Annotated in this window: 20 protein-coding genes and 1 riboswitch; of the genes, 12 read left to right on the forward strand and 8 right to left on the reverse strand. The window is 46.4% G+C overall.

Annotated features, from left to right (window positions below):
• Positions 1 to 14 precede the first annotated feature (14 nt).
• The 4 genes from ftsW (at position 15) to GC097_RS06460 (ending at position 4,923) form a co-directional block, all read left to right on the forward strand.
• Positions 15 to 1,169 (forward strand): putative lipid II flippase FtsW, encoded by a 1,155-nt coding sequence (gene ftsW, locus GC097_RS06445; protein WP_171682510.1) that lies wholly within the window; start codon positions 15 to 17, stop codon positions 1,167 to 1,169.
• Positions 1,166 to 2,503 carry a magnesium transporter gene (gene mgtE / locus GC097_RS06450; RefSeq protein ID WP_171682511.1) on the forward strand — a complete coding sequence of 446 codons (1,338 nt, stop codon included), beginning with the start codon at positions 1,166 to 1,168 and terminating at the stop codon, positions 2,501 to 2,503. The genes ftsW and mgtE overlap by 4 nt, the downstream gene beginning before the upstream one ends.
• Positions 2,504 to 2,516: 13 nt before the next feature.
• Positions 2,517 to 3,338: an undecaprenyl-diphosphate phosphatase gene (locus GC097_RS06455; RefSeq protein ID WP_171682512.1), complete on the forward strand. Its 822-nt coding sequence runs from the start codon at positions 2,517 to 2,519 to the stop codon at positions 3,336 to 3,338.
• 178 nt (positions 3,339 to 3,516) lie between these two features.
• Entirely contained in the window at positions 3,517 to 4,923 is a 1,407-nt protein-coding gene (locus GC097_RS06460) for an MATE family efflux transporter (RefSeq protein WP_171682513.1), read from the forward strand.
• An 89-nt stretch (positions 4,924 to 5,012) separates the two neighbouring features.
• Here GC097_RS06460 and gdhA read toward each other — a convergent pair whose 3' ends face one another.
• Positions 5,013 to 6,383 (reverse strand): NADP-specific glutamate dehydrogenase, encoded by a 1,371-nt coding sequence (gdhA, locus tag GC097_RS06465; RefSeq protein WP_171682514.1) that lies wholly within the window; start codon positions 6,381 to 6,383, stop codon positions 5,013 to 5,015.
• 552 nt (positions 6,384 to 6,935) lie between these two features.
• Here gdhA and GC097_RS06470 point away from each other — a divergent pair.
• A complete protein-coding gene (locus GC097_RS06470; protein ID WP_171682515.1) occupies positions 6,936 to 7,247 on the forward strand; it encodes a hypothetical protein in 312 nt (103 codons plus the stop codon).
• A 23-nt stretch (positions 7,248 to 7,270) separates the two neighbouring features.
• Here the strand turns inward: GC097_RS06470 and GC097_RS06475 are convergent, their stop codons facing one another.
• Positions 7,271 to 7,441 (reverse strand): hypothetical protein, encoded by a 171-nt coding sequence (locus GC097_RS06475; protein ID WP_171682516.1) that lies wholly within the window; start codon positions 7,439 to 7,441, stop codon positions 7,271 to 7,273.
• 198 nt (positions 7,442 to 7,639) lie between these two features.
• Here GC097_RS06475 and GC097_RS06480 point away from each other — a divergent pair, with 198 nt between their 5' ends.
• The gene (locus GC097_RS06480; protein WP_171682861.1) at positions 7,640 to 8,476 is read left to right on the forward strand and encodes an ATP-dependent DNA ligase; all 837 of its coding nucleotides are present in this window, start codon (positions 7,640 to 7,642) and stop codon (positions 8,474 to 8,476) included.
• Positions 8,477 to 8,559: 83 nt separating this feature from the next.
• Here GC097_RS06480 and GC097_RS06485 read toward each other — a convergent pair whose 3' ends face one another.
• Positions 8,560 to 8,787, reverse strand: a complete 228-nt coding sequence (locus GC097_RS06485; protein ID WP_171682517.1) for an alpha/beta-type small acid-soluble spore protein — start codon at positions 8,785 to 8,787, stop codon at positions 8,560 to 8,562.
• Positions 8,788 to 9,088: 301 nt separating this feature from the next.
• Positions 9,089 to 9,222, forward strand: a riboswitch (cyclic di-AMP (ydaO/yuaA leader).
• Positions 9,223 to 9,228: 6 nt separating this feature from the next.
• Here GC097_RS06485 and GC097_RS06490 point away from each other — a divergent pair.
• Positions 9,229 to 9,885, forward strand: a complete 657-nt coding sequence (locus GC097_RS06490) for a CAP domain-containing protein (RefSeq protein WP_171682518.1) — start codon at positions 9,229 to 9,231, stop codon at positions 9,883 to 9,885.
• A 50-nt stretch (positions 9,886 to 9,935) separates the two neighbouring features.
• Here GC097_RS06490 and GC097_RS06495 read toward each other — a convergent pair whose 3' ends face one another.
• The 5 genes from GC097_RS06495 to GC097_RS06515 are packed head-to-tail and all read right to left on the reverse strand — an operon-like array spanning position 9,936 to position 15,067.
• Positions 9,936 to 11,012, reverse strand: coding sequence for a GerAB/ArcD/ProY family transporter (locus tag GC097_RS06495; protein WP_171682519.1), 1,077 nt, complete (start codon positions 11,010 to 11,012; stop codon positions 9,936 to 9,938).
• Between the two features lie 32 nt (positions 11,013 to 11,044).
• Positions 11,045 to 11,281: a hypothetical protein gene (locus GC097_RS06500; RefSeq protein ID WP_171682520.1), complete on the reverse strand. Its 237-nt coding sequence runs from the start codon at positions 11,279 to 11,281 to the stop codon at positions 11,045 to 11,047.
• A complete protein-coding gene (locus tag GC097_RS06505) occupies positions 11,278 to 12,468 on the reverse strand; it encodes a Ger(x)C family spore germination protein (protein ID WP_171682521.1) in 1,191 nt (396 codons plus the stop codon). The genes GC097_RS06500 and GC097_RS06505 overlap by 4 nt, the downstream gene beginning before the upstream one ends.
• Positions 12,465 to 13,553 carry a GerAB/ArcD/ProY family transporter gene (locus GC097_RS06510; protein ID WP_171682522.1) on the reverse strand — a complete coding sequence of 363 codons (1,089 nt, stop codon included), beginning with the start codon at positions 13,551 to 13,553 and terminating at the stop codon, positions 12,465 to 12,467. The genes GC097_RS06505 and GC097_RS06510 overlap by 4 nt, the downstream gene beginning before the upstream one ends.
• Positions 13,550 to 15,067 (reverse strand): spore germination protein, encoded by a 1,518-nt coding sequence (locus tag GC097_RS06515; RefSeq protein WP_171682523.1) that lies wholly within the window; start codon positions 15,065 to 15,067, stop codon positions 13,550 to 13,552. The genes GC097_RS06510 and GC097_RS06515 overlap by 4 nt, the downstream gene beginning before the upstream one ends.
• Positions 15,068 to 15,305: 238 nt before the next feature.
• On the opposite strand from GC097_RS06515, the gene GC097_RS06520 reads away from it, so the two are divergent.
• From GC097_RS06520 to GC097_RS06540, 5 genes are all read left to right on the forward strand, one after another.
• A complete protein-coding gene (locus GC097_RS06520; protein ID WP_171682524.1) occupies positions 15,306 to 15,905 on the forward strand; it encodes a TerD family protein in 600 nt (199 codons plus the stop codon).
• Positions 15,906 to 15,933: 28 nt separating this feature from the next.
• A complete protein-coding gene (locus GC097_RS06525; RefSeq protein ID WP_171682525.1) occupies positions 15,934 to 16,515 on the forward strand; it encodes a TerD family protein in 582 nt (193 codons plus the stop codon).
• Between the two features lie 32 nt (positions 16,516 to 16,547).
• The gene (locus GC097_RS06530) at positions 16,548 to 17,135 is read left to right on the forward strand and encodes a TerD family protein (protein ID WP_171682526.1); all 588 of its coding nucleotides are present in this window, start codon (positions 16,548 to 16,550) and stop codon (positions 17,133 to 17,135) included.
• Between the two features lie 77 nt (positions 17,136 to 17,212).
• Positions 17,213 to 18,457: a TerD family protein gene (locus GC097_RS06535; protein WP_171682527.1), complete on the forward strand. Its 1,245-nt coding sequence runs from the start codon at positions 17,213 to 17,215 to the stop codon at positions 18,455 to 18,457.
• A 27-nt stretch (positions 18,458 to 18,484) separates the two neighbouring features.
• Positions 18,485 to 19,228, forward strand: coding sequence for a MeeY/MeeF family manganese export membrane protein (locus GC097_RS06540; RefSeq protein ID WP_171682528.1), 744 nt, complete (start codon positions 18,485 to 18,487; stop codon positions 19,226 to 19,228).
• Positions 19,229 to 19,238 lie beyond the last annotated feature (10 nt).

The raw sequence follows: 19,238 nt of genomic DNA on the forward strand, positions 1-19,238 counted from the left end.
GAGGGTTTCATGATTTGAATCGTAAATTAAGAGGCCGTCCGGATTTTTTGCTTCTGTTTTTAACTGTTTTACTGGTCGCCTTTGGCCTGGTCATGATTTTTAGCGCTAGTTCGCCCAAGGCTATCTTTACCCATGATAACAGCTGGCATTACGTGCTAAAACAGGGCATATTTGCTGGAGTCGGATTATTTTTAATGCTCATTTTTATGAATATCCCTTATTCCATTTGGAAAAAAGCTGGCCCAGGCATGATACTTTTCTCGTTTTTGCTGCTTGTTTTAGTTTTACTCGTAGGTACGAACATTAACGGAGCAAAACGATGGTTTGTGCTGGGCGGGCTTAACATACAACCGGCTGAATTCACGAAATTATCCATTATTGTGTATTTATCCACTTTGATCAGCAAAAAAGGCGAGGAGATCCGATCTTTTAAAAAAGGATTGCTTCCTTTGTTAATCATGGTCGGTTTAATTATTTCTCTGATCATGATGCAGCCTGATTTCGGCACCGTGCTCATTTTGGCATTTATTGCAGGCACGATCATTATGATCGGCGGCGTAGATTTGCGCCATCTGTTTATGCTGGGTCTGGGGCTTGTCCCGATGTTTATTTATCTTGCGATAAGTCAAAGTTACCGACTCAAGCGGATTCATTCTTTTTTAAATCCATTCGAAAATCAGTCCGATTCAGGGTACCAGCTCATTCAGTCCCTTTATGCGTTAGGACATGGGGGCCTAACGGGGACAGGACTAGGGCGAAGCGTTCAGAAGCTTTTTTATTTGCCGGAAGCGCATACGGACTTTATTTTTGCTGTTATCGGAGAGGAATTAGGGATTGTCGGCACTACGTTGTTTTTCATCGTTTTCTTTCTGTTTTTCTGGCGAGGATTTGCGGCGGCAATTCAAAGCAACGATCCATTTGGCATGATGCTGGGAATGGGATTGATATCGATGATCGGTATTCAATTCCTGCTGAACCTTGGGGCTGCAACCGGCAGCTTGCCTGTCACAGGGGTACCGCTTCCATTTATCAGTTATGGCGGATCGTCCTTGGTTCTATGCATGGCAAGCACTGGAATTTTATTAGGTATATCAAGGGATAATAATCGTAGGCAAAAGGAAGAGCTCCTCCATTCACATCATCATAACCGAAGGAGTACATCTGCATGATTCAGCTCGAAGAATTGAAAAGTAAACTCATGGATTCCGATGACAATTCCTTAATCACCTATGTTGAATTGTTCAGACCTTTTGATCTGGCAAACGGTGTTGAAAAACTGGAAAAAGCTGATCAATTCAAATTGATGGGGAGAGTGCCTCCGAAATTATCCGCTGAGATTTTGGAGTATTTGGACCCCATCGTGCAGTACCGAATTCTAAATCATTTTGAAGAGACCATAACTTCGCAGGTGTTAAATATGATGTCAAGCGACGTAGTGGCGGATATGATGCTGGCGATACACCGTTATCAAGCGGAAAAACTTTTAAATCATCTCCCTGAAAATTATCGAAAAAAGATTCAAACGTTGATGACCTTCCCCGAAGACACCGCGGGCAGCTTAGCAACGGTTGATTATATTGCTGCCCGCAGCTGGTGGACAATCGAGCAAACGCTGACGCATATCCGTAAAATCGGACATAAAGCAGAGATCACTTCCTATGTTTATGTAACGGGTCATAAAGGGGAGCTTCTCGGCGTTGTCTCTTTGAAGGAACTCATCCTGGCAGAACCCAAGACCGAAATATCAGAAATTGTAACGAAAGATGTCATTTATGTGCCTGCCTCCATGGAACAAGAAGCTGCTGCCGAATTGCTATCGCGTTACGATTTGGTCGCCCTTCCCGTGATTGATGAGCAAAACCGCTTAGTTGGGGTCATCACAGTCGATGATTTAATTGATGTCATTCATGAAGAAGCAACGGAGGATATTCAAAAGCTAGGCGGAAGCCAGCCATTAACAGATACGTACTTCAAATCTTCCGTTTTTCAGCTGTATAGAAAAAGAATCGTTTGGTTGTTGGTTTTATTTGTCGCCGAAGCCTATACCGGCACTGTTCTGAGACACTATGAGGAAACACTGTCAGAGGTTATTGCACTGGCCTTCTTCATTCCGCTGCTAATTGGTACGGGAGGGAATACGGGGACACAAACGGTGTCTACGCTTGTGCGGGCACTAGCGGTTGGAGAAGTGCAATTCCGTGACATTCTTAAAGTGATCAGGAAGGAAGTCACGACAGGTCTCATGACGGGGGTTTCCATTTCACTCATTGCTTGTGCTCGGGCTTGGTTTCTTGGGGTTGAGTGGAACATTGGACTTGTTGTCGGCATTACGTCTTTGACGATCGTTCTGTGGGCATCCTTTGTCGCAGCAGTTCTCCCCTTAATTTTACATAAATTGAAAGCGGATCCTGCCGTCATCTCCGGCCCATTTATCACCACATTAGTGGATGGTACGGGCCTTATCATATACTTCACAATTGCCAAAATAATACTACATTTATAGAAGGAGAACTAGCATGGATTTTCTTCAAACCGTTATTTTTGCCATTATCCAAGGAATTACAGAACTGTTTCCCGTAAGCAGTGTCGCGCATGGTGTTTTAACTCCTTACGTGTTTCATTGGAACCTGGATCCGCAATTCCTCAAGGAGCATTTCTTGCCCTATGTTGTCATGCTGCATTTAGGAACAGCTATCGCATTGCTTCTGTTCTTCAGCCGTGATTGGGTGAATATGCTGCGTTCCTTATTTTCAGGTGGGCGGTCAAAATCTAGAAAAATTCTTTTGCTTGTTATAGCGGGAACCGTGCCTGCGGCATTAATTGGCGTGCTTCTTGAAAAAACATTGAGGCATCTGTTCAGCAGTGTGACCAGTGCCGCTATTTTTCTTATTATCAATGGCATCCTTCTGTACGTTGGAGAAAAGGCTTCCGGGAAGGGAACCAAAGAAGTTGAAGATCTTAAAATAGGACAAGCTTTTGTTATCGGTTTGTTTCAATCGTTAGCGCTAGTTCCGGGTTTTTCAAGATCCGGGTCGAGTATGATTGCCGGTTTTTGGATGGGACTGAGGCACGAAGCCGCTGCGCGTTTTTCGATGCTTTTGGCCACACCAATTATCGTAGGTGCAAGCATTTTGGAAGTCCCGAAACTGAAGAACGGTATGGATGGATTATTGAGTATGTCCTTAATTGGCGGGGTGTTGTCGGGAATATTTGCTTTACTTGCCGTCTGGGCCCTAATGAAATGGTTTAAGAAACATGAGTTTCAAGCTATGAGGCCTTTTGCCTACTATTGTTGGATCGTTGGTGCAATCATTCTTTTATCCCTATATGCCTTTTGACATAATGAAGATCGTCTCGATGTGGCTAAAAGCCTAGTCGGGATTTTTTTGTTTTAGTGTTCCAAAATGTGGAAAATGGGGTACTTTTAAAGCTTTTGTAAACTAAAACCTCTCATTCTATGATACAGTAAGTATGTTGCAGCGACTTCGGATGTTTTTGGACAGGAAGTGACTTTTAATGATACTGATTCGTATGAAGGATCGATGCCACAATGTTTTGAACAAATATTTATCGGGAGAGTCTATCGATTACCGACAGGTCATAGCGCTGTTTCTTCCGATTCTCATCGATCAGGCTTTTCTCGTCGGTTTAAGCTTGGTGAACACCGCAATGATCAGTTCATCGGGCGTGGCGGCGATCTCCGCAGTCAGTATGGTGGATTCGCTCAATCTTTTCTTGATTAACGTCTTTGTCGCTTTGGCGACCGGTGGCACGGTGGTGGTGGCACAGTACAAGGGAAGCGGGAACGACAAGATGGTATCCAAGGCAGCGGCAGCCTCGCTTACGGCAGTGACTTTGGCTGCGTTGGCGCTCAGCTTGGTTGTCCTCCTGTTTTATCATCCGATCCTGAAATTTCTCTTCGGAACGGCGGATCCGGAGGTGTTCTCCCACGCCGGCACTTACTTGGTCGGAAGCGGGCTATCTTACCTTGGGATTGCGTTTAAGGAGGCGGTCAGCGGGGCGCTGAGGGGCATTGGCAGGACTAGAGTGACATTAGGGTTGTCCTTGGTCATGAACCTCTCCTACGTACTGCTGAACATCTTATTCGTCCACTTCATGGAGATGGGTGTCATGGGACTCAGCGTAGCTGTGAATATTTCCCGATATTTGGCAGCGGCTTGTGCGTTGTTCTATCTTCTTCGTTTGGATACAAGCCTGCGAATCCGGCTTAAGGATTTGATGGATTGGAACATGGCGATGTTTAAGAAAATCATGTTCATCGGGTTGCCGTTCGCCTCGGAGCAGTTATTCTTTAACGGGGGCAAAATGCTAACCCAAATCTACATCGTTAGCCTAGGCACTTATGCAATAGCAACGAACGCCATTAGTTCCGTGTTCGCGATGTTCTTGCAAATTCCCGCCATCGCGCTGTCTACAGCATTAGTCACGGTAGTAGGGCAATGTATAGGGAAACGTAATATTCAGGATGCCCGCAAGTTTACGAAGTCCTTTCTGTGGCTGGCATCGGGCTCTCTTGTGGTGACTGGGCTTATTTTGCTCCCGTTCTTTAAGCCTCTGGTTGGTCTGTTCCGCCCGCCGGCCGAAATCATGGATGAGCTGTATCTCATCATGCTGGTCAACATGCTAGCCCAAATCCCGCTATGGCCGATCAGCTTTCTGCTGCCGGGCGCTCTGCGGGCAGCGGGGGATTCTCGTTTCACTTCCATCGCTTCGATGCTGACTATGTGGCTGTTTCGGGTCGTGCTCGGCTATGTGTTTGGTATCACGCTAAACTACGGGGTGCTCGGGGTGTGGGCGGCCATGCAATTGGAGTGGGGCGTGCGCGGTGCCATCTTCCTGTGGCGTTATCGCGGGGACCGGTGGTACAAGCACCGCCTGATAGAGCCCGCAAGCGGAAAGTAAACGTGGAAATAAAACAAGCGTCTTTGATCCGACGAACCGGAGCAGAGACGCTTGTTTGCATTATAATTTTATTCGATCATTGCGGTTAATTAAATAACGCCTTGTGCAATCATGGCATCCGCCACTTTTTTAAAGCCTGCAATATTGGCGCCCACAACCAGATTGCCTGGGTGACCGTATTCTTCAGCCGCTTGGACAGCGCTTCTGTAAATATTTTTCATAATCGCATGAAGCTTGTCGTCCACTTCGTGGAACTGCCATGAGTATCTCATGCTGTTTTGCGACATTTCCAGCGCTGATACGGCAACACCGCCTGCATTCGCAGCTTTGGCCGGTCCAAAGAGGACGCCTGCTTGCAGGAACACATCGATCGCTTCCAAAGTAGATGGCATATTTGCGCCTTCGCCAACTGCTTGTACGCCGTTGCTGACAAGGAGTCTCGCGGATTCTTCATCAATTTCATTCTGCGTTGCGCTTGGAAGAGCAATGTCGCATGGAATGGACCAGATGCCGTTACAACCCTCATGATAAGTTGCGGTTGGATGCTCTTTTACATACTCGCTGATTCTCTTTCTTTCAACTTCCTTCAACCGTATGACGGTGTCCAGACAGATTCCTTTTTTATCGTATATGTAGCCGTTGGAATCGCTGCAAGCAACGACAGTGGCGCCTAATTGCGTCGCTTTTTGCATGGAATAGATAGCCACATTGCCTGAGCCGGAAACGACTACAGTGCTGCCGTCAAAGCTAAGGCCTTTGGATTGCAGCATTTCGTTTACAAAGTAAACGCACCCATATCCTGTCGCTTCAGTACGCGCTAAGCTACCACCATAGATGATACCTTTGCCTGTCAATACGCCAGCCTCGTAAGCACCGCGAATTCTCTTGTATTGACCGAACATATAGCCGATTTCACGGGCGCCTACGCCAATATCGCCTGCGGGAACGTCGGTGTCTTGACCAATATATTTGTAAAGCTCTGTCATGAAGCTTTGGGTAAAACGCATGATTTCATTATCGGACTTTCCTTTAGGGTCGAAATCGGAGCCGCCTTTTCCGCCGCCGATCGGCTGGCCGGTAAGGGAGTTTTTGAAGGTTTGTTCAAAGCCAAGAAATTTAATAATGCTGGCGTTAACAGAGGGATGGAAGCGCAAGCCACCCTTGTAGGGGCCGATCGCACCGTTAAACTGAACACGAAAACCACGATTTACTTGCGTAACCCCTTGGTCGTCTACCCATGGCACGCGGAAAGTGATTAAACGCTCCGGCTCCACGATACGCTCAAGAATACCGTGCTTCATGTACTTTGGATGCTTGGACAGGATGGGAATCAGAGACTCCAGTATTTCCTTCACAGCTTGATGGAACTCATTCTCAAAAGGATTTCGTTTGACTACAGTTTCGTATACGTTGTGTACATATTCTCTTGCAACTGTCTCATTGTCTACTTGAACTATCACAGTCTCATCCGCCTTCTCAATCTAATATAGTAAAATAGTTAATATTATAGTTTTACATGATCCGAAGCCATTGAGCAATCAAAATTTACATGTCATGTAAGCTTACTTGGATGGGTTAAACTAGCGCCCATTGGGTAAGATGTAAAATGACATGCTTTAAGAGGAGTGTCCAAATGTTTTCGTGCATATTTACAAAATTCAGCGCACAGTAGACAAAGACATGACAATAAGGTGACGCTGGGCGACGATTGAAAAATAGCAGGGGCTGTCCCGAAAGTAGAATCTACTTCGGAACAGCCCCTTGTGCGCTTTGCCGTGCCTCATCGCTTATGCTTGAGAGAACTACAGGACGCTATTTGAGTTAATTGCCCTGAAATCAGGTGTTTGTGGGAATTACAGGGTCTTATTTACCCTCAATAGCTCACATGAAGCTATAATTGGCACAATAGCGGACTGTAGTTCCTCTCAACCGCCAGAGTAAACTCTTCATTGACACGGCAGACAGACTTTCTATTTAATAGAATTATACTAAGCAGAATTGAGGCAAAATCCATGAACCGTAAAGCAACGTTGTGGACATTAATTTTATCGCAACTCGTGTACGTCCTGTTTGTTCTCTTGTGGCTGTTCATAGCAGGCATGTCCGTGATGATGTTCGACTCCCCGGATGGAGCTGGCAAAGCAACGACCTGGCTTATTTTCTTGGCCATACTGCTTTATCCGGCAGGTTTGCTGACTGCGCTCATCGCAGGATGGGTGATGTTCTCCCGCAGAAGACATAAGGCTGCGCTCATCTGGAACTGCATCCCGCTATTATGGATATTGCCTCTGGGCGGTTTCTTTCTATTTGTAAATCTAACGTAATGGCATAATGATCATTTTAGTTTTCAGTTCCAACCTTTAGCGACGGCAGGTTTCTTTCTGTTCAAAAACCGGTAGAGTAACCCCCGCTCCTTTTTCCGTTTGAGAGTGAGTTTAATCCCTTCAATCAGCAGCATTGATCTCAGTTCGTCGCGACGATTCAGCGTGTGTAATCGCTTGATAAATTGCTTGTCCATGTCGAACATCCCTCCCATCATCTACTTTTATTATAAATGGGCTCTATCGATTTGGTTGTCACTTTATAGAGGGATGTTTTCACATGTTTTGTCGAAAATGGATCACGCAGGTCACGATTTCCTCGAAGTCCCTATAGGCAGACAGAGCACTGTGCAGTATGATCTAACGTAGGGTGATTATACATGTTCATTGCTCCTATGCTTTTGCAAGACGCCAAAGATAATAGACCTTATAATAGTAAACATCTTGTGGCAGAAGTTAAATTAGATGGTCTTAGATGTATTCTTTCAAATATGGATAAACTATATGTATATATGAAAGACAAACTGCTGGTTACTCATAAATTCCCGGAGTTGTTCCAGTGTCCGCTGCCTGAAGGAACGATAGTAGACGGTGAATTGGTTATATTGGACGATCAAGGGAAGCCGGATTTTGAAGCGATGTCAGCCAGATTTTTATCGCCGAGAGACAAGACGCCTGTTATATTTTACGCATTTGATATTTTAAAATACAAGGGAATTGACGTCACCGGATTATCCTTGCTTAAGCGTAAGGAGCTATTGGATCAAGCTTTTATTGAAAATGCCAATTATAAAAAGGTGAAGGTGTATGAAGGCAAAGCCGTTGATTATTTTGAGCAAATCCGCCAGCGCGGGCTCGAAGGCATCGTCCTGAAATCGAAGAAAGAGACGTTCAAGTACGAAGTCAACAAACGTTCCAAACAGTGGCAAAAGGTGATCAATTGGACTTATGCGGATGTGTACATTTCGGGCTACCGGAAAAATAATTTTGCTTTACTAGCCTCGATTGATTCGGCGGACGGATCGAAAATCCCCGTTGGAGTGATTGAAACAGGGGTAACGTCGATGCACCAGAAGGCGCTGGATGGTGTCAAAAATCGCTTGGTCTTCAAAGAAGACAACCATTTTGCTTATATGGAACCGCGGCTAATGGCCAAAATTAAGACACGAAACTGGACGAAAAGCGGAAGGCTGCGTTCGCCGGTTTTTATGGATTTCGTCAGGCAGATATGAAAAACAAAAAGACTGGATCACCAAGGAGGAAGTGGTGGCTCAGTCTTTTTGCTCTGTCTTGCCATTTACATGCAGCCTGGCTTTTAGTGGCGGAAATTGCTGTTGCCGCTTAGCTGCTGCTCGGCGATTTGAACCAGTCTTCTCGTAATGTGACCGCCGATTGCCCCGGTATCACGAGTAGCCATGTAACCGTAATAACCGTCCTGAGGAATCTGAATACCTAGTTCCTGAGCGACTTCATATTTCATTTGCTCAAGAGCTGATCTTGCTTGTTGTACAACTAAGGAATTGCTGCTTCTACTGCTAGACATTTGGATTCACTCCTTTATTTGGTGTATGAGTATTTTGTGGAAGTTATTGTTTTTTATGCATTCGTTTTGGAAAATATTTTGAATGAATTTAGCGGGAGAAATTCCCGTTAGCAGCCTCAAAATCGGAATTGCACGGGTCCGCACCGCCGCAGAATAAACAGTTGCGAGTTGCTGAAGGGGGCGTGTGGCACCTTAAAAATGAATACGCTTTCATCCGCATTCTATAAGGGGTGGAAAAATTTGAGCCATGTTTTCAGCATTTTCACGTGTTACAATCGGGAGGAACCTTTACAGGATCAAAAAACTCAGAAGGCCGAAGCCTCTTTGGAGGCACGGGGGACCCATTCTTTGGGGTGAAGCCGCATGAAGCGGCCGGGTGATTACTCTTTGACCCGAATCCGACAGCTAACCTCGCAGGCCGCAAAAAGGAGAGATTTTTTAATGAAACGTTACAAAAAGCTAGTGGTTACCGGCGCTATCGGACTGAGCGTCCTTATGGGCACAAGTGCTGCCATGGCCGCATCGGCAACATATACAGTGTCAGGCAATGATACTATGTGGTTAATCTCTAAGAAGTATGGCGTGAGCCTCACATCGCTAATTCAAGCAAATCCTCAGGTTGCCAATCCAAACGTGATCTGGTCGGGGATGAAGCTGAACATACCTGGCACTACCGGCGGTTACCAAGCACCTGCACCGACTCCGCCAGCTCAGACTGCGCCATCGCAATCGGCCTATGCCAGCCAAGTCGTTACGTTAGTTAACCAGGAACGGGCAAAAGCAGGGCTTAAAGCACTGACGAGCGATAGCGCGCTGACAGCCATGGCTTTGGACAAGGCGAAAGATATGTACAATAATGGCTACTTCGATCATACGTCGCCGACCTATGGGTCTCCTTTTGATATGATGAGCTCTTATGGCATTCGTTATTCCTATGCCGGCGAGAATATTGCCAAAGGTCAGCCTACGCCTCAAGCTGTTATGGATGCGTGGATGAACAGTTCAGGTCACCGTCAAAATATTCTTAGCCCGAACTACACCAAGATCGGTGTTGCCTATTATAACGGCGAATGGGTACAGGAGTTCATCAGCAACTAACCTAATTCATTTGCAGCCCTTAGTCTTCCCTGATTGGAACTCTAAGGGCTTTATTTATGTTTCCACTTCGCGATCCCCCACATCAGCAGCGGCAGGCTGAACATTTGGAGAGGGAACAAGAAAGGGATTGCGATTTTTTGCGGGAAAAATACTGAACTATCGATGAAGTCCCGCGGAATCAAGGCAAGCAGCACCAGTACCGGCGCGACGAACAACATCATTCGCCGCCATTTTTGAACGCCGAAGACTTGAGCGGTTCCATACGTACAGACGAAAAAGTAGAGTGAGACTTTCGTGAAAACGCTGATGATCCAAATGGCGATAACAAAGGAGTCCAAGTTTTGAAAAAAGTCGAAATAGGAAATATAACGAACCAAATTGAAATAGGGATAGGTTTGGCCTGAAGCAGTGCGGTGTCCGAAGATGGAAACGATTAAGAAAGTCGAAAAGCTGGTTAATAAGCCTGCTGAGGCTACCCCGAACATAGCTGGCTTCACCCCGGTTTTGGGCTTCGCAACGAAGCCCATGACGACGAGAAGAAGGATGCAATCCCCAAGAAACGTTGAGGTTGGCAGCGCTCCTTTCAAGATCGTCAAAGCGCCGGAGTCCACGTAGATGGGGAGGATGTTGTTGATATGAATATTTTTCAGGCTAAGCAGAAGCGGAATCGCAATGCCAAGCAAGGTGAAAGGCCCTAGGATTTCACAGCATCTGGCAATAGCCTCTATGCCTAAGAAGGTCACATATATGGCAACGAGGAGCATGCCCAGAATCGGGACGAGGATAGGTGTTTTCGGCAAAATCGTCGCGGCAATGAACTCCGAATACTGCCTAAGTATGATCGCAAGCACGCTGTACCATAAGAGGAAATAAAGAAAAATGATCAGATATCCGATGTATCGGCCAAACAAGCTTCTGCAAAAATCAATCAGGGTTTGCCCAGGGTAAAGCAAGCTCAACCGCGAGCAAACAAACGCAATGAATATGCCTATCCCAGTTGCGCATGCAGTTGAGAGCCAAGCGTCCTGTTTCGCTGTCTGGATGGCTGGATTAATGGTTAGCAAAAGGGTCATGCCCAGCTGCATCGTCAATATCATCCAGAATAGTTGTTTGCCGCTGATCCGCATGTCTACCAAAGCTCCTTTAATGATCTAAGAGTTTACCCAGCGGCTTGAAAATAACATTCACGAATTGTGTCGGGCCGGGCAGGCCAGGATTCATAACTAATGAGATGGCCAGAACCCAACATAGGGCCAAGATAGACAGGTAAGCCGCCCGCTCTTTTTTCGATACTGTCTTCAACCGAAACCACTGAAATAGCGTGATGAGCAGGCATGCCGCCATGTATATCGGAATATCCTTGGGTGTCATTTTCGTCTATTCCTCTTCCTTTCATTTCTCCTCTTCTGCTTTCGAAGATTTGATGTTGGACAACCCGGGACGCAGCATTTTGGCATCAGAATGTACAGTCACCTCAACGCTTGGGAACATGTCGTTCCAGTTCTCTTGCATTTTTCTCCATTCCTGCGGGTAGGCGCGGTGAAATTCTCCTGCGAAATCCAGAATATCCGCCTTCAAGATATGCTGCACCATGTGTAAAGCATCGCCAACCCTCTGCTCAATGTCGTCATTCATGGCTTCTTCTACGGCTTCAACGGCTTTGGAATCGGAAATGAGATCCAGCCCAGTCGTATTTTGCAGCGCATCGTCCTCCGTATGAATCCAGACATTCATCTTCCACTTGCCGTTCTCTATCAACGGCTTCAGCTTCGTTTCGCTCTTCAGCAGCCGAAGGGAGACATTTCCGCTGGTACCGGCGGGCGTCACGGTGACAACCGCTGTTTTGATCTCATTTCTTAGCCAAAGAAGACCCCGCGAGGTTGGATCATCGATGCTGCCGACCATTTTATCATCTTTAAACACAGCCGTTTTATTAACGAAGCTTTCGGTATTGTCGCGATTATTAGCGGAGTCTGGCTGCAAGATTTCAAGAAAGGGCAGCGCGGCGGCACCGGATTGATTCATCAGCATTTGTGCCAAGTCCGTCAACGTGACACTAAGAATGATTTTACTCTTGCCAATCTCCCTCATGATCTCTGAGGAGTTGCGCTCTATCCTTGTGTTCATCTCGAGGATCTGCCGCGCGCTTCCTTTGCAAACATACATAAATGCACGTTCTCTCGGCTGAGGCGCTCTCAACAAATAATCGATATCCTCTCGAATGCCTCTCCGGGCGACAGCTTCTCCGAAAATAATAATTTCCGTATGTCCCCAGAAAATTTTGCGGGGCATCTTCTCTTGGAGTTTGGAGACCGCATCAGCAATATTAACGCCAATCGCGGATTTGACGAGGGAGGTTTGAATGCTTCCCCCCTTGTTGCTGCTTTCTAATCCCCCTCCGCCGCCGCCGGGACCCCGTGGAATGAAAATCTGCAGTGTCAATTCGATCGACTTATCGTCATATTTATCAATGGCCGCGCCCGTGATGAGCGCCAAATCGTTGACTTCCGTCCGATCCCAGCAGCCTGTCAAAATCACAGGGAGGAGACTGGAAGCTAAAGCCAGCTTGATTATAGCGTTCATCCGGGCTGCCCCTTTCTGAATGCAGCAACCATTAAAAGCACAGACGGAATGCCGAGCTGCGTGATCAGAGCTAAAAAAGGGATAGTGGTGCCTAAAGCGTGCATCAGCTCCTCGAAGTTTGGGGATACCCAAAAGCTGAAGAGAGAAATGAGAAAACCTACTGGGACGATGAGGGGCCGGTAATCAGGCAGGCTGAGCAGTTGGGCTGTTCCAAGGACAATGGCATAGTAAACCAAAGCCACTTTGATGAACATGCCAATGATCCAAATGGCCATAAGCAGCGATTCCACATGTTCCAGAAAGTCAGCGATGGAAATGTAACGTACAGCATTGAGAAAAGGATAATTAAATTGGACGGTAAGCGGTCCGAACATGAATAGGATGGTCAGGTTGATCAAGAGCAAAGTGATCATCGCGACGCCGACACTGATGAAACACCATTGCAGCGTATGCTGCTTTTTGCTCAGAACAGGAAAAAGAAACGATATCAAAAAAAACTGAGAAAACCAAGATGAGGGCACAATGGACCCCACGAGCGGCGGAAGCAGGCCATCTCCCAGAATAGGAAACATTTCCTTGGGACGTAGATCGGGTATCATCAAAACGACCATCATAAAAATAATGAACAAGGCCGGAGGGACAAGGATTTGCGACACTCTCGCGATTACTTCAATTCCCTCATACAAGGCATAAGCACATACAGCCACCATACAAAAAATGACGAGAGCCATCGGTGTTTCTTGAAGAAAGCTGCCGATCACGAACTCCCCGTATTCGCGCAGAATGAGTCCATTCGTAAAGATAAAGGACACGATGAATAAGCCGGAGAGAGCTTTCCCCGCGTACGCGCCCAGAATTGACTCTGTATATTGGATAAAGGTCAAACCCGGAAATTTTGTATACAGGCGGTACATGACAACAACGGTCAGAAGCCCTGCCAACGAGGCAAGCAAAGGCGTCATCCACATATCGATGCCGGCGGTTTTCATGGTGAGAGAAGGAACCGATAAGGCGGCTGTCGCCACGATGGTCGGGTGCATGAGGAGAGCTAGTTGAAGCGGGGATATTTTTCCTTTTTCAATCATGAGCGTTCATCCCCTTTGGGCGGTTCTGGTTTCTGTCCTGACGGCTGCCTTGTTCGATTCATCCTTCCGGTAAACTTAGGGCGGGTGCGCATCGCCCAGATCGGAGCGCGAACGAGCACATCTTTCAATTCGTTCTTTTTAAAAGGCGCTATCGGCTGAAGGTAAGGTACGCCAAGTGACCGCAGTGAGGAAAGGTGGATCACGATGGCAATGAATCCAAGCATAAGTCCCAACAGCCCCAGAATCCCCGATAAAAACATGATCGGGAACCGGAGCATACGGAGTGCAATGCCTGTGGAGTACTGCGGCATCATAAAGGATGCAATGCCTGTGATGGCTACCACCATGACCATCGGAGCCGATACCAGGCCCGCTGACGTGGCTGCCTGTCCGATGACGAGCGCTCCCACGATGCTAACAGCTGCGCCGACCTGTTTAGGGAGCCGGACGCCGGCTTCGCGGAGCGCTTCGAAGGATATTTCCATAAGAAGTGCTTCAACCAATGCGGGAAACGGAATGTCTTCTCTGGATTTCGCGATACTGAGCAAAAGCGATGTCGGAACCATCTCTTGATGAAATGTCAAAATAGCCACATACAAAGAGGGAAGTAAAAGGGTTATGAAAAAAAACAAATAGCGCAGCCACCGGATGAGGGTACCAATAATAAATCTTTGATAATAGTCTTCAGGCGATTGCAAAAAAGTGAACAGCGTTGCCGGTGCTATCAGGGCAAAAGGTGTTCCGTCCACTAAAATGGAGGTGCGTCCTTCCAAGAGTGCGGCGCAAACAACATCCGGGCGTTCCGTCACTTGAATTTGCGGAAAAGGCGAAAACGGATGATCTTCAATCAGGCCCTCGATATACCCGCTTTCCAGAATCCCGTCGATCTCGATCTCCGTGATCCGTTTTTCAACCTCCTCAATGAGCGTCTTATTCGCAATGCCTTCCATGTAAGCAATAATGACTTCTGTTTGTGTATGCCTTCCTATGTTGTATGACACCATTTTTAAGGAGGGACTTTTAATTTTTCGGCGAAGCATGGCTGTGTTCACGGACATGGTTTCTGTAAATCCTTCGCGCGGTCCGCGAATAACGGATTCCGCCGAGGGTTCTTCAATGGACCTCTTTTCCCACTGCGGAAGGCCGAGCGAATATCCGACCGGCAGTCCGTCGATAAAAAGTCCGGCATTTCCTTTGGAGAGATGGGCGATCATGTCTGAAATTGTCGAGATTTCCTTAACGTCCGAAATGGAAATAATCGATGACAATTCTTTTTCCGTATCGTTCCAATCTTCGACGGATTCACGCAATAAAGGGGTCAGGACGCTTCGTTCCAATGCTTCCAGATTGACCATTCCTTCGATATAAATAACGAATGCTCCAGTCGTTTCTCCGATGATGAAGCCATGAAATATAACGTCTTTACATTTATTATAAATAATCTGCAGCGCTCGCAGGTTATAATCGAGTGAGGAGGAAACAGTTTCCGATGAATTCGACAAACTTGCATCCATAAGAACGCTCCTTAGATGTGATAATTATCTGTTTGTCCAATTAAGCCAATTGCTAAACCAATTTACCTGGGAATGATTTTGTTTACGTTTTAGCGGATTTTGGATAAAATTGTTCTTGGTAGTAAAAATATGTAACGAAGATGAAAAATTAATCGAAACATGTGAAACGCGATGGGCACTCATCCGTATCAAAGTAGTGAGTGTTCTTCAAAACAAGCCGTGAAGGGAGGTGGCCTGATTGACTATCAATTTGGTCAAAGGTCAGAAAATCGATTTAACAAAAGGAAATGCCGGTCTCTCCAAGGTCGTTGTAGGTCTTGGCTGGGATCCTGCCGTGATTGAGAAGAAGGGCTTTTTTGGAACGAAGAAAACAACGGTGGAGATTGACTGCGACGCTTCTGTTATTTTATTGGATGCTAATGGTAAATTGACAAAAGAGAAAAATGTCGTGTACTTCGCGAATTTGCAAAGTCCCGATGGTTCAGTCGTTCACTCCGGAGATAACCGTACAGGTGAAGGCGAAGGCGACGATGAGTCAATTTCGGTTAACTTGAACCAAGTGCCGGCGGATGTCAGTAAAATCATTTTTGTCGTAAACATCTACGATTGTGTCAATAGAAAGCAGGATTTCGGTCTCATTCAATCCGCTTATATTCGAATTGTGAATGATTCCAATAACCAAGAATTGGTTAAGTTTAATTTAACGGATAACTATGCCGGCAGGACTTCCCTGATCGTCGGTGAAATGTATCGCCATAGCGGCGAATGGAAATTTAATGCGATTGGCGAAGGCTATTCCGATACGACGATCGGTCAATTAGTTAAGCGCTACACATAATCCACTATATAAAGCGAGGTCATTACTCATGGCGATTTCATTATCTAAAGGTCAAAAAGTAGATCTGACAAAAACAAACCCAGGCTTAACGAAAGTAGTTGTTGGCGTAGGTTGGGACACGAACAAATATGATGGCGGTAAAGACTTCGACCTGGACGCTTCCGTTTTCTGCGCGAATGCATCCGGTAAAGTAAGTTCCGAATCCGATTTCATTTTCTATAACAACCCGAAAAATGCGAATGGTTCCGTTGTTCATCACGGCGACAACCGTACAGGCGCAGGAGACGGGGATGATGAGCAAGTTAGCGTGGATCTGAGCGCAATTCCGGCTGAAACAGAGAAAATCGCTTTCTGCATCACAATCCATGAAGCGGATACAAGAAGCCAAAACTTTGGTCAAGTGTCCAATGCGTACGTTCGTATTCTTAACGAAAGCACAGGCGCTGAATTGATCCGTTACGATCTTGGCGAAGACTTCTCCATCGAAACTGGCGTTGTTATTGGCGAATTGTACCGCAACAACGGAGAATGGAAATTCAGCGCTATCGGCAGCGGCTACAAAGACGGTCTTGCTGGACTAGCGCGCGACTACGGCTTACAAACAAACTAAGTCTTTTAAAAAAACTCTAAGGAGTTGTAAATATGACAATCAGCTTGTCCAAAGGTCAAAGGATTGACTTAACCAAATCTAATCCCGGTTTAGCAAAGGCGATTATCGGATTAGGTTGGGATACCAACAAATATTCCGGCGGGCATTCTTTTGACTTGGATGCTTCCGCATTTATGCTTCATGCAGACAATAAGGCTAAGGGCATTGAGGATTTCATCTTTTATAATAACTTGGTTGGAGCTAATGGTTCGGTACAGCATACGGGAGATAACCGGACGGGAGACGGCGATGGAGACGACGAGCAAATCAAGGTCGATTTCTCGAAAATTCCTGCGCATATTCAACGTATTGGGATTGCCGTTACGATCCACGATGCGGTTAGCCGCAATCAAAATTTCGGACAAGTTTCCAACGCATTCGTCCGCCTCGTTGATGAGGTCACCGATCGGGAAATATTACGCTATGACTTAGGCGAGGATTTCTCGGTTGAAACGGCGGTTGTCATTTGCGAGTTGTACCGGGACAGCCTGGGGCAGGAATGGAAGTTCCAAGCGGTTGGCAGCGGATTCCAGGGCGGTCTTCAAGCGCTCTGCACAAATTATGGACTTGACGCTCAGTAAAAAATGAATACATTGGGGTGGTGCAAGCAAGGCATCACCCTTCAATTATGAATGACGGAAGGGACAGGGACTGCCCCATGCATATATCACTGGTCAAAGGCCAGAAGGCCGATGTGACAAAGACAAATCCGGGATTAACCCAGATTGGTATTGGACTCGGATGGAATGCGCCAGCGAATCTGGATCTGGATACATCCGCATTTTTGTTAGGAGCCAATGGGAAAGTCGAGACTGATGAGCAGCTTGTATTTTACAACAACCCCGTCCAAAGCGGCGTGACTTTCATCAATCAACCCTCTGAGGGAAGAGATACGAAGCAATTCTCGGTTCAGCTTTCGAGCGTGCCGGCCCGTGTTGAGAAGATTGCCATAACGCTCACCATCTATGAGGGTGAGAAGCTTAAGCAGCAATTCAGTCAAGTGAATCAGGCGTATATACGGATTTTTCATCCGAGCTCTGGGCAAGATATGCTGCGATATGAACTGGGAAATTACTTCTCCGTTGAGACAGCTATTGTTGTTGGAGAATTATATAGATATGGCGGGGAGTGGAAGTTTAGCGCGATCGGTTCCGGCTTCTCGGGAGGCCTCAAGGCGTTGTGCGGTAATTTTGGGATCGAGGTCAAGGATGAACCGACGGCCAGTTCTGAGCCGAAACCGCTGCCAAAGATTACGCCACCCCCGGAAGCGAGTAAACCCCCGGTCATCCCTTCAGCTCCGATCAATTTAAATAAGATTGAGTTGAAGAAGAAGGGCGATCGCATTTCTTTAGAGAAGAAGCCGCCAGGCCGACTCGGGGAAATATTGATTAATCTTAATTGGAATCAGAAGAGCGGTACCGGATTTTTCGGGAAAAGCAAAAGCATTGATCTGGATCTGGCATGCTTGTATGAATTAAAGAACGGAGAGAAAGGCGTTATTCAGGCGCTTGGCAACCGTTTCGGTTCTTTGAGCAGCGCACCTTATATTGCCTTAGACGGTGATGATCGGACAGGCTCCGTGAAGACGGGAGAAAATATCCGGATTAACGGGAATAAGCTTACAGAATTCGAACGAATTCTCGTCTTCACGTTCATTTACGAGGGAGCGACAACTTGGTCTGAGGCCGATGGCGTCGTGTCCATTAAACAGGATGGCGGACCCGATATCGAGGTGAAATTGAACGAGCATGACAATCGTCAAGGCATGTGTGCCATAGCTCTTATTCGTAATCAGAATAACGAAACTTTCAGCATCGAACGGCTTGTCCAGTACTTCTCCGGACATAGACAGCTGGATGAAGCATTCGGATGGGGTATGAAATGGGTTGCAGGCAGTAAATAATTAGGGACAATTACAGGGGGGCAAGGTATGTCAGATTTTTTTCAAAGTTTTATAAATAATTTTACTAGCTTTTTTAGCTGGGAGGTCCTCTCGGCCACGCTAACGGATCCCGTGAACTGGGGAATCATCGGTACGCTTGTGATTTTGGAAGGATTGCTATCCGCCGATAATGCGCTGGTACTCGCCGTAATGGTTAAGCATCTGCCAAAAGAGCAGCAGAAAAAAGCTTTGTTTTACGGACTGCTCGGAGCCTACATTTTTAGATTCGTAGCGATTGGCGTGGGTACTTTCTTAGTTCAAATTGCATGGATTAAAGTACTTGGCGGTGCTTATCTTCTCTGGATCGCGATCAGCAATCTCTTTCTCAAGAAACATGAAGAAGATGAGAATGGCGAAGTTAAAAATAAAGGTCTTTCCTTCTGGCGAACGGTATTGGCGGTAGAAGTGATGGATATTGCATTCAGCGTGGACAGCGTGCTTGCAGCGTTTGGTGTCAGTGAGAAAGTTTGGGTACTGTTCCTTGGAGGTATCTTGGGCGTACTCATGATGAGAGGCGTGGCACAAGTCTTCTTAAAACTGATTGACAAAATTCCTGAATTGGAAAAAACGGCTTTCATTCTTATTATCGTTATCGGTCTTAAGATGATCGCAGGCGCTTTTGGTTTCCATATCTCCCATGTTCTCTTCTTCTCCGTAATCATCGCTTTATTCGGCGGTACGATTGTTCTCAGCCTGCTGCGCAATAAAAATAAATCCAAATCTGCGAGTTAATTCATACAAA

The sequence above is a fragment of the Paenibacillus planticolens genome, from assembly GCF_013141725.1.
GTDB lineage: Bacteria > Bacillota > Bacilli > Paenibacillales > NBRC-103111 > Paenibacillus_E > Paenibacillus_E planticolens.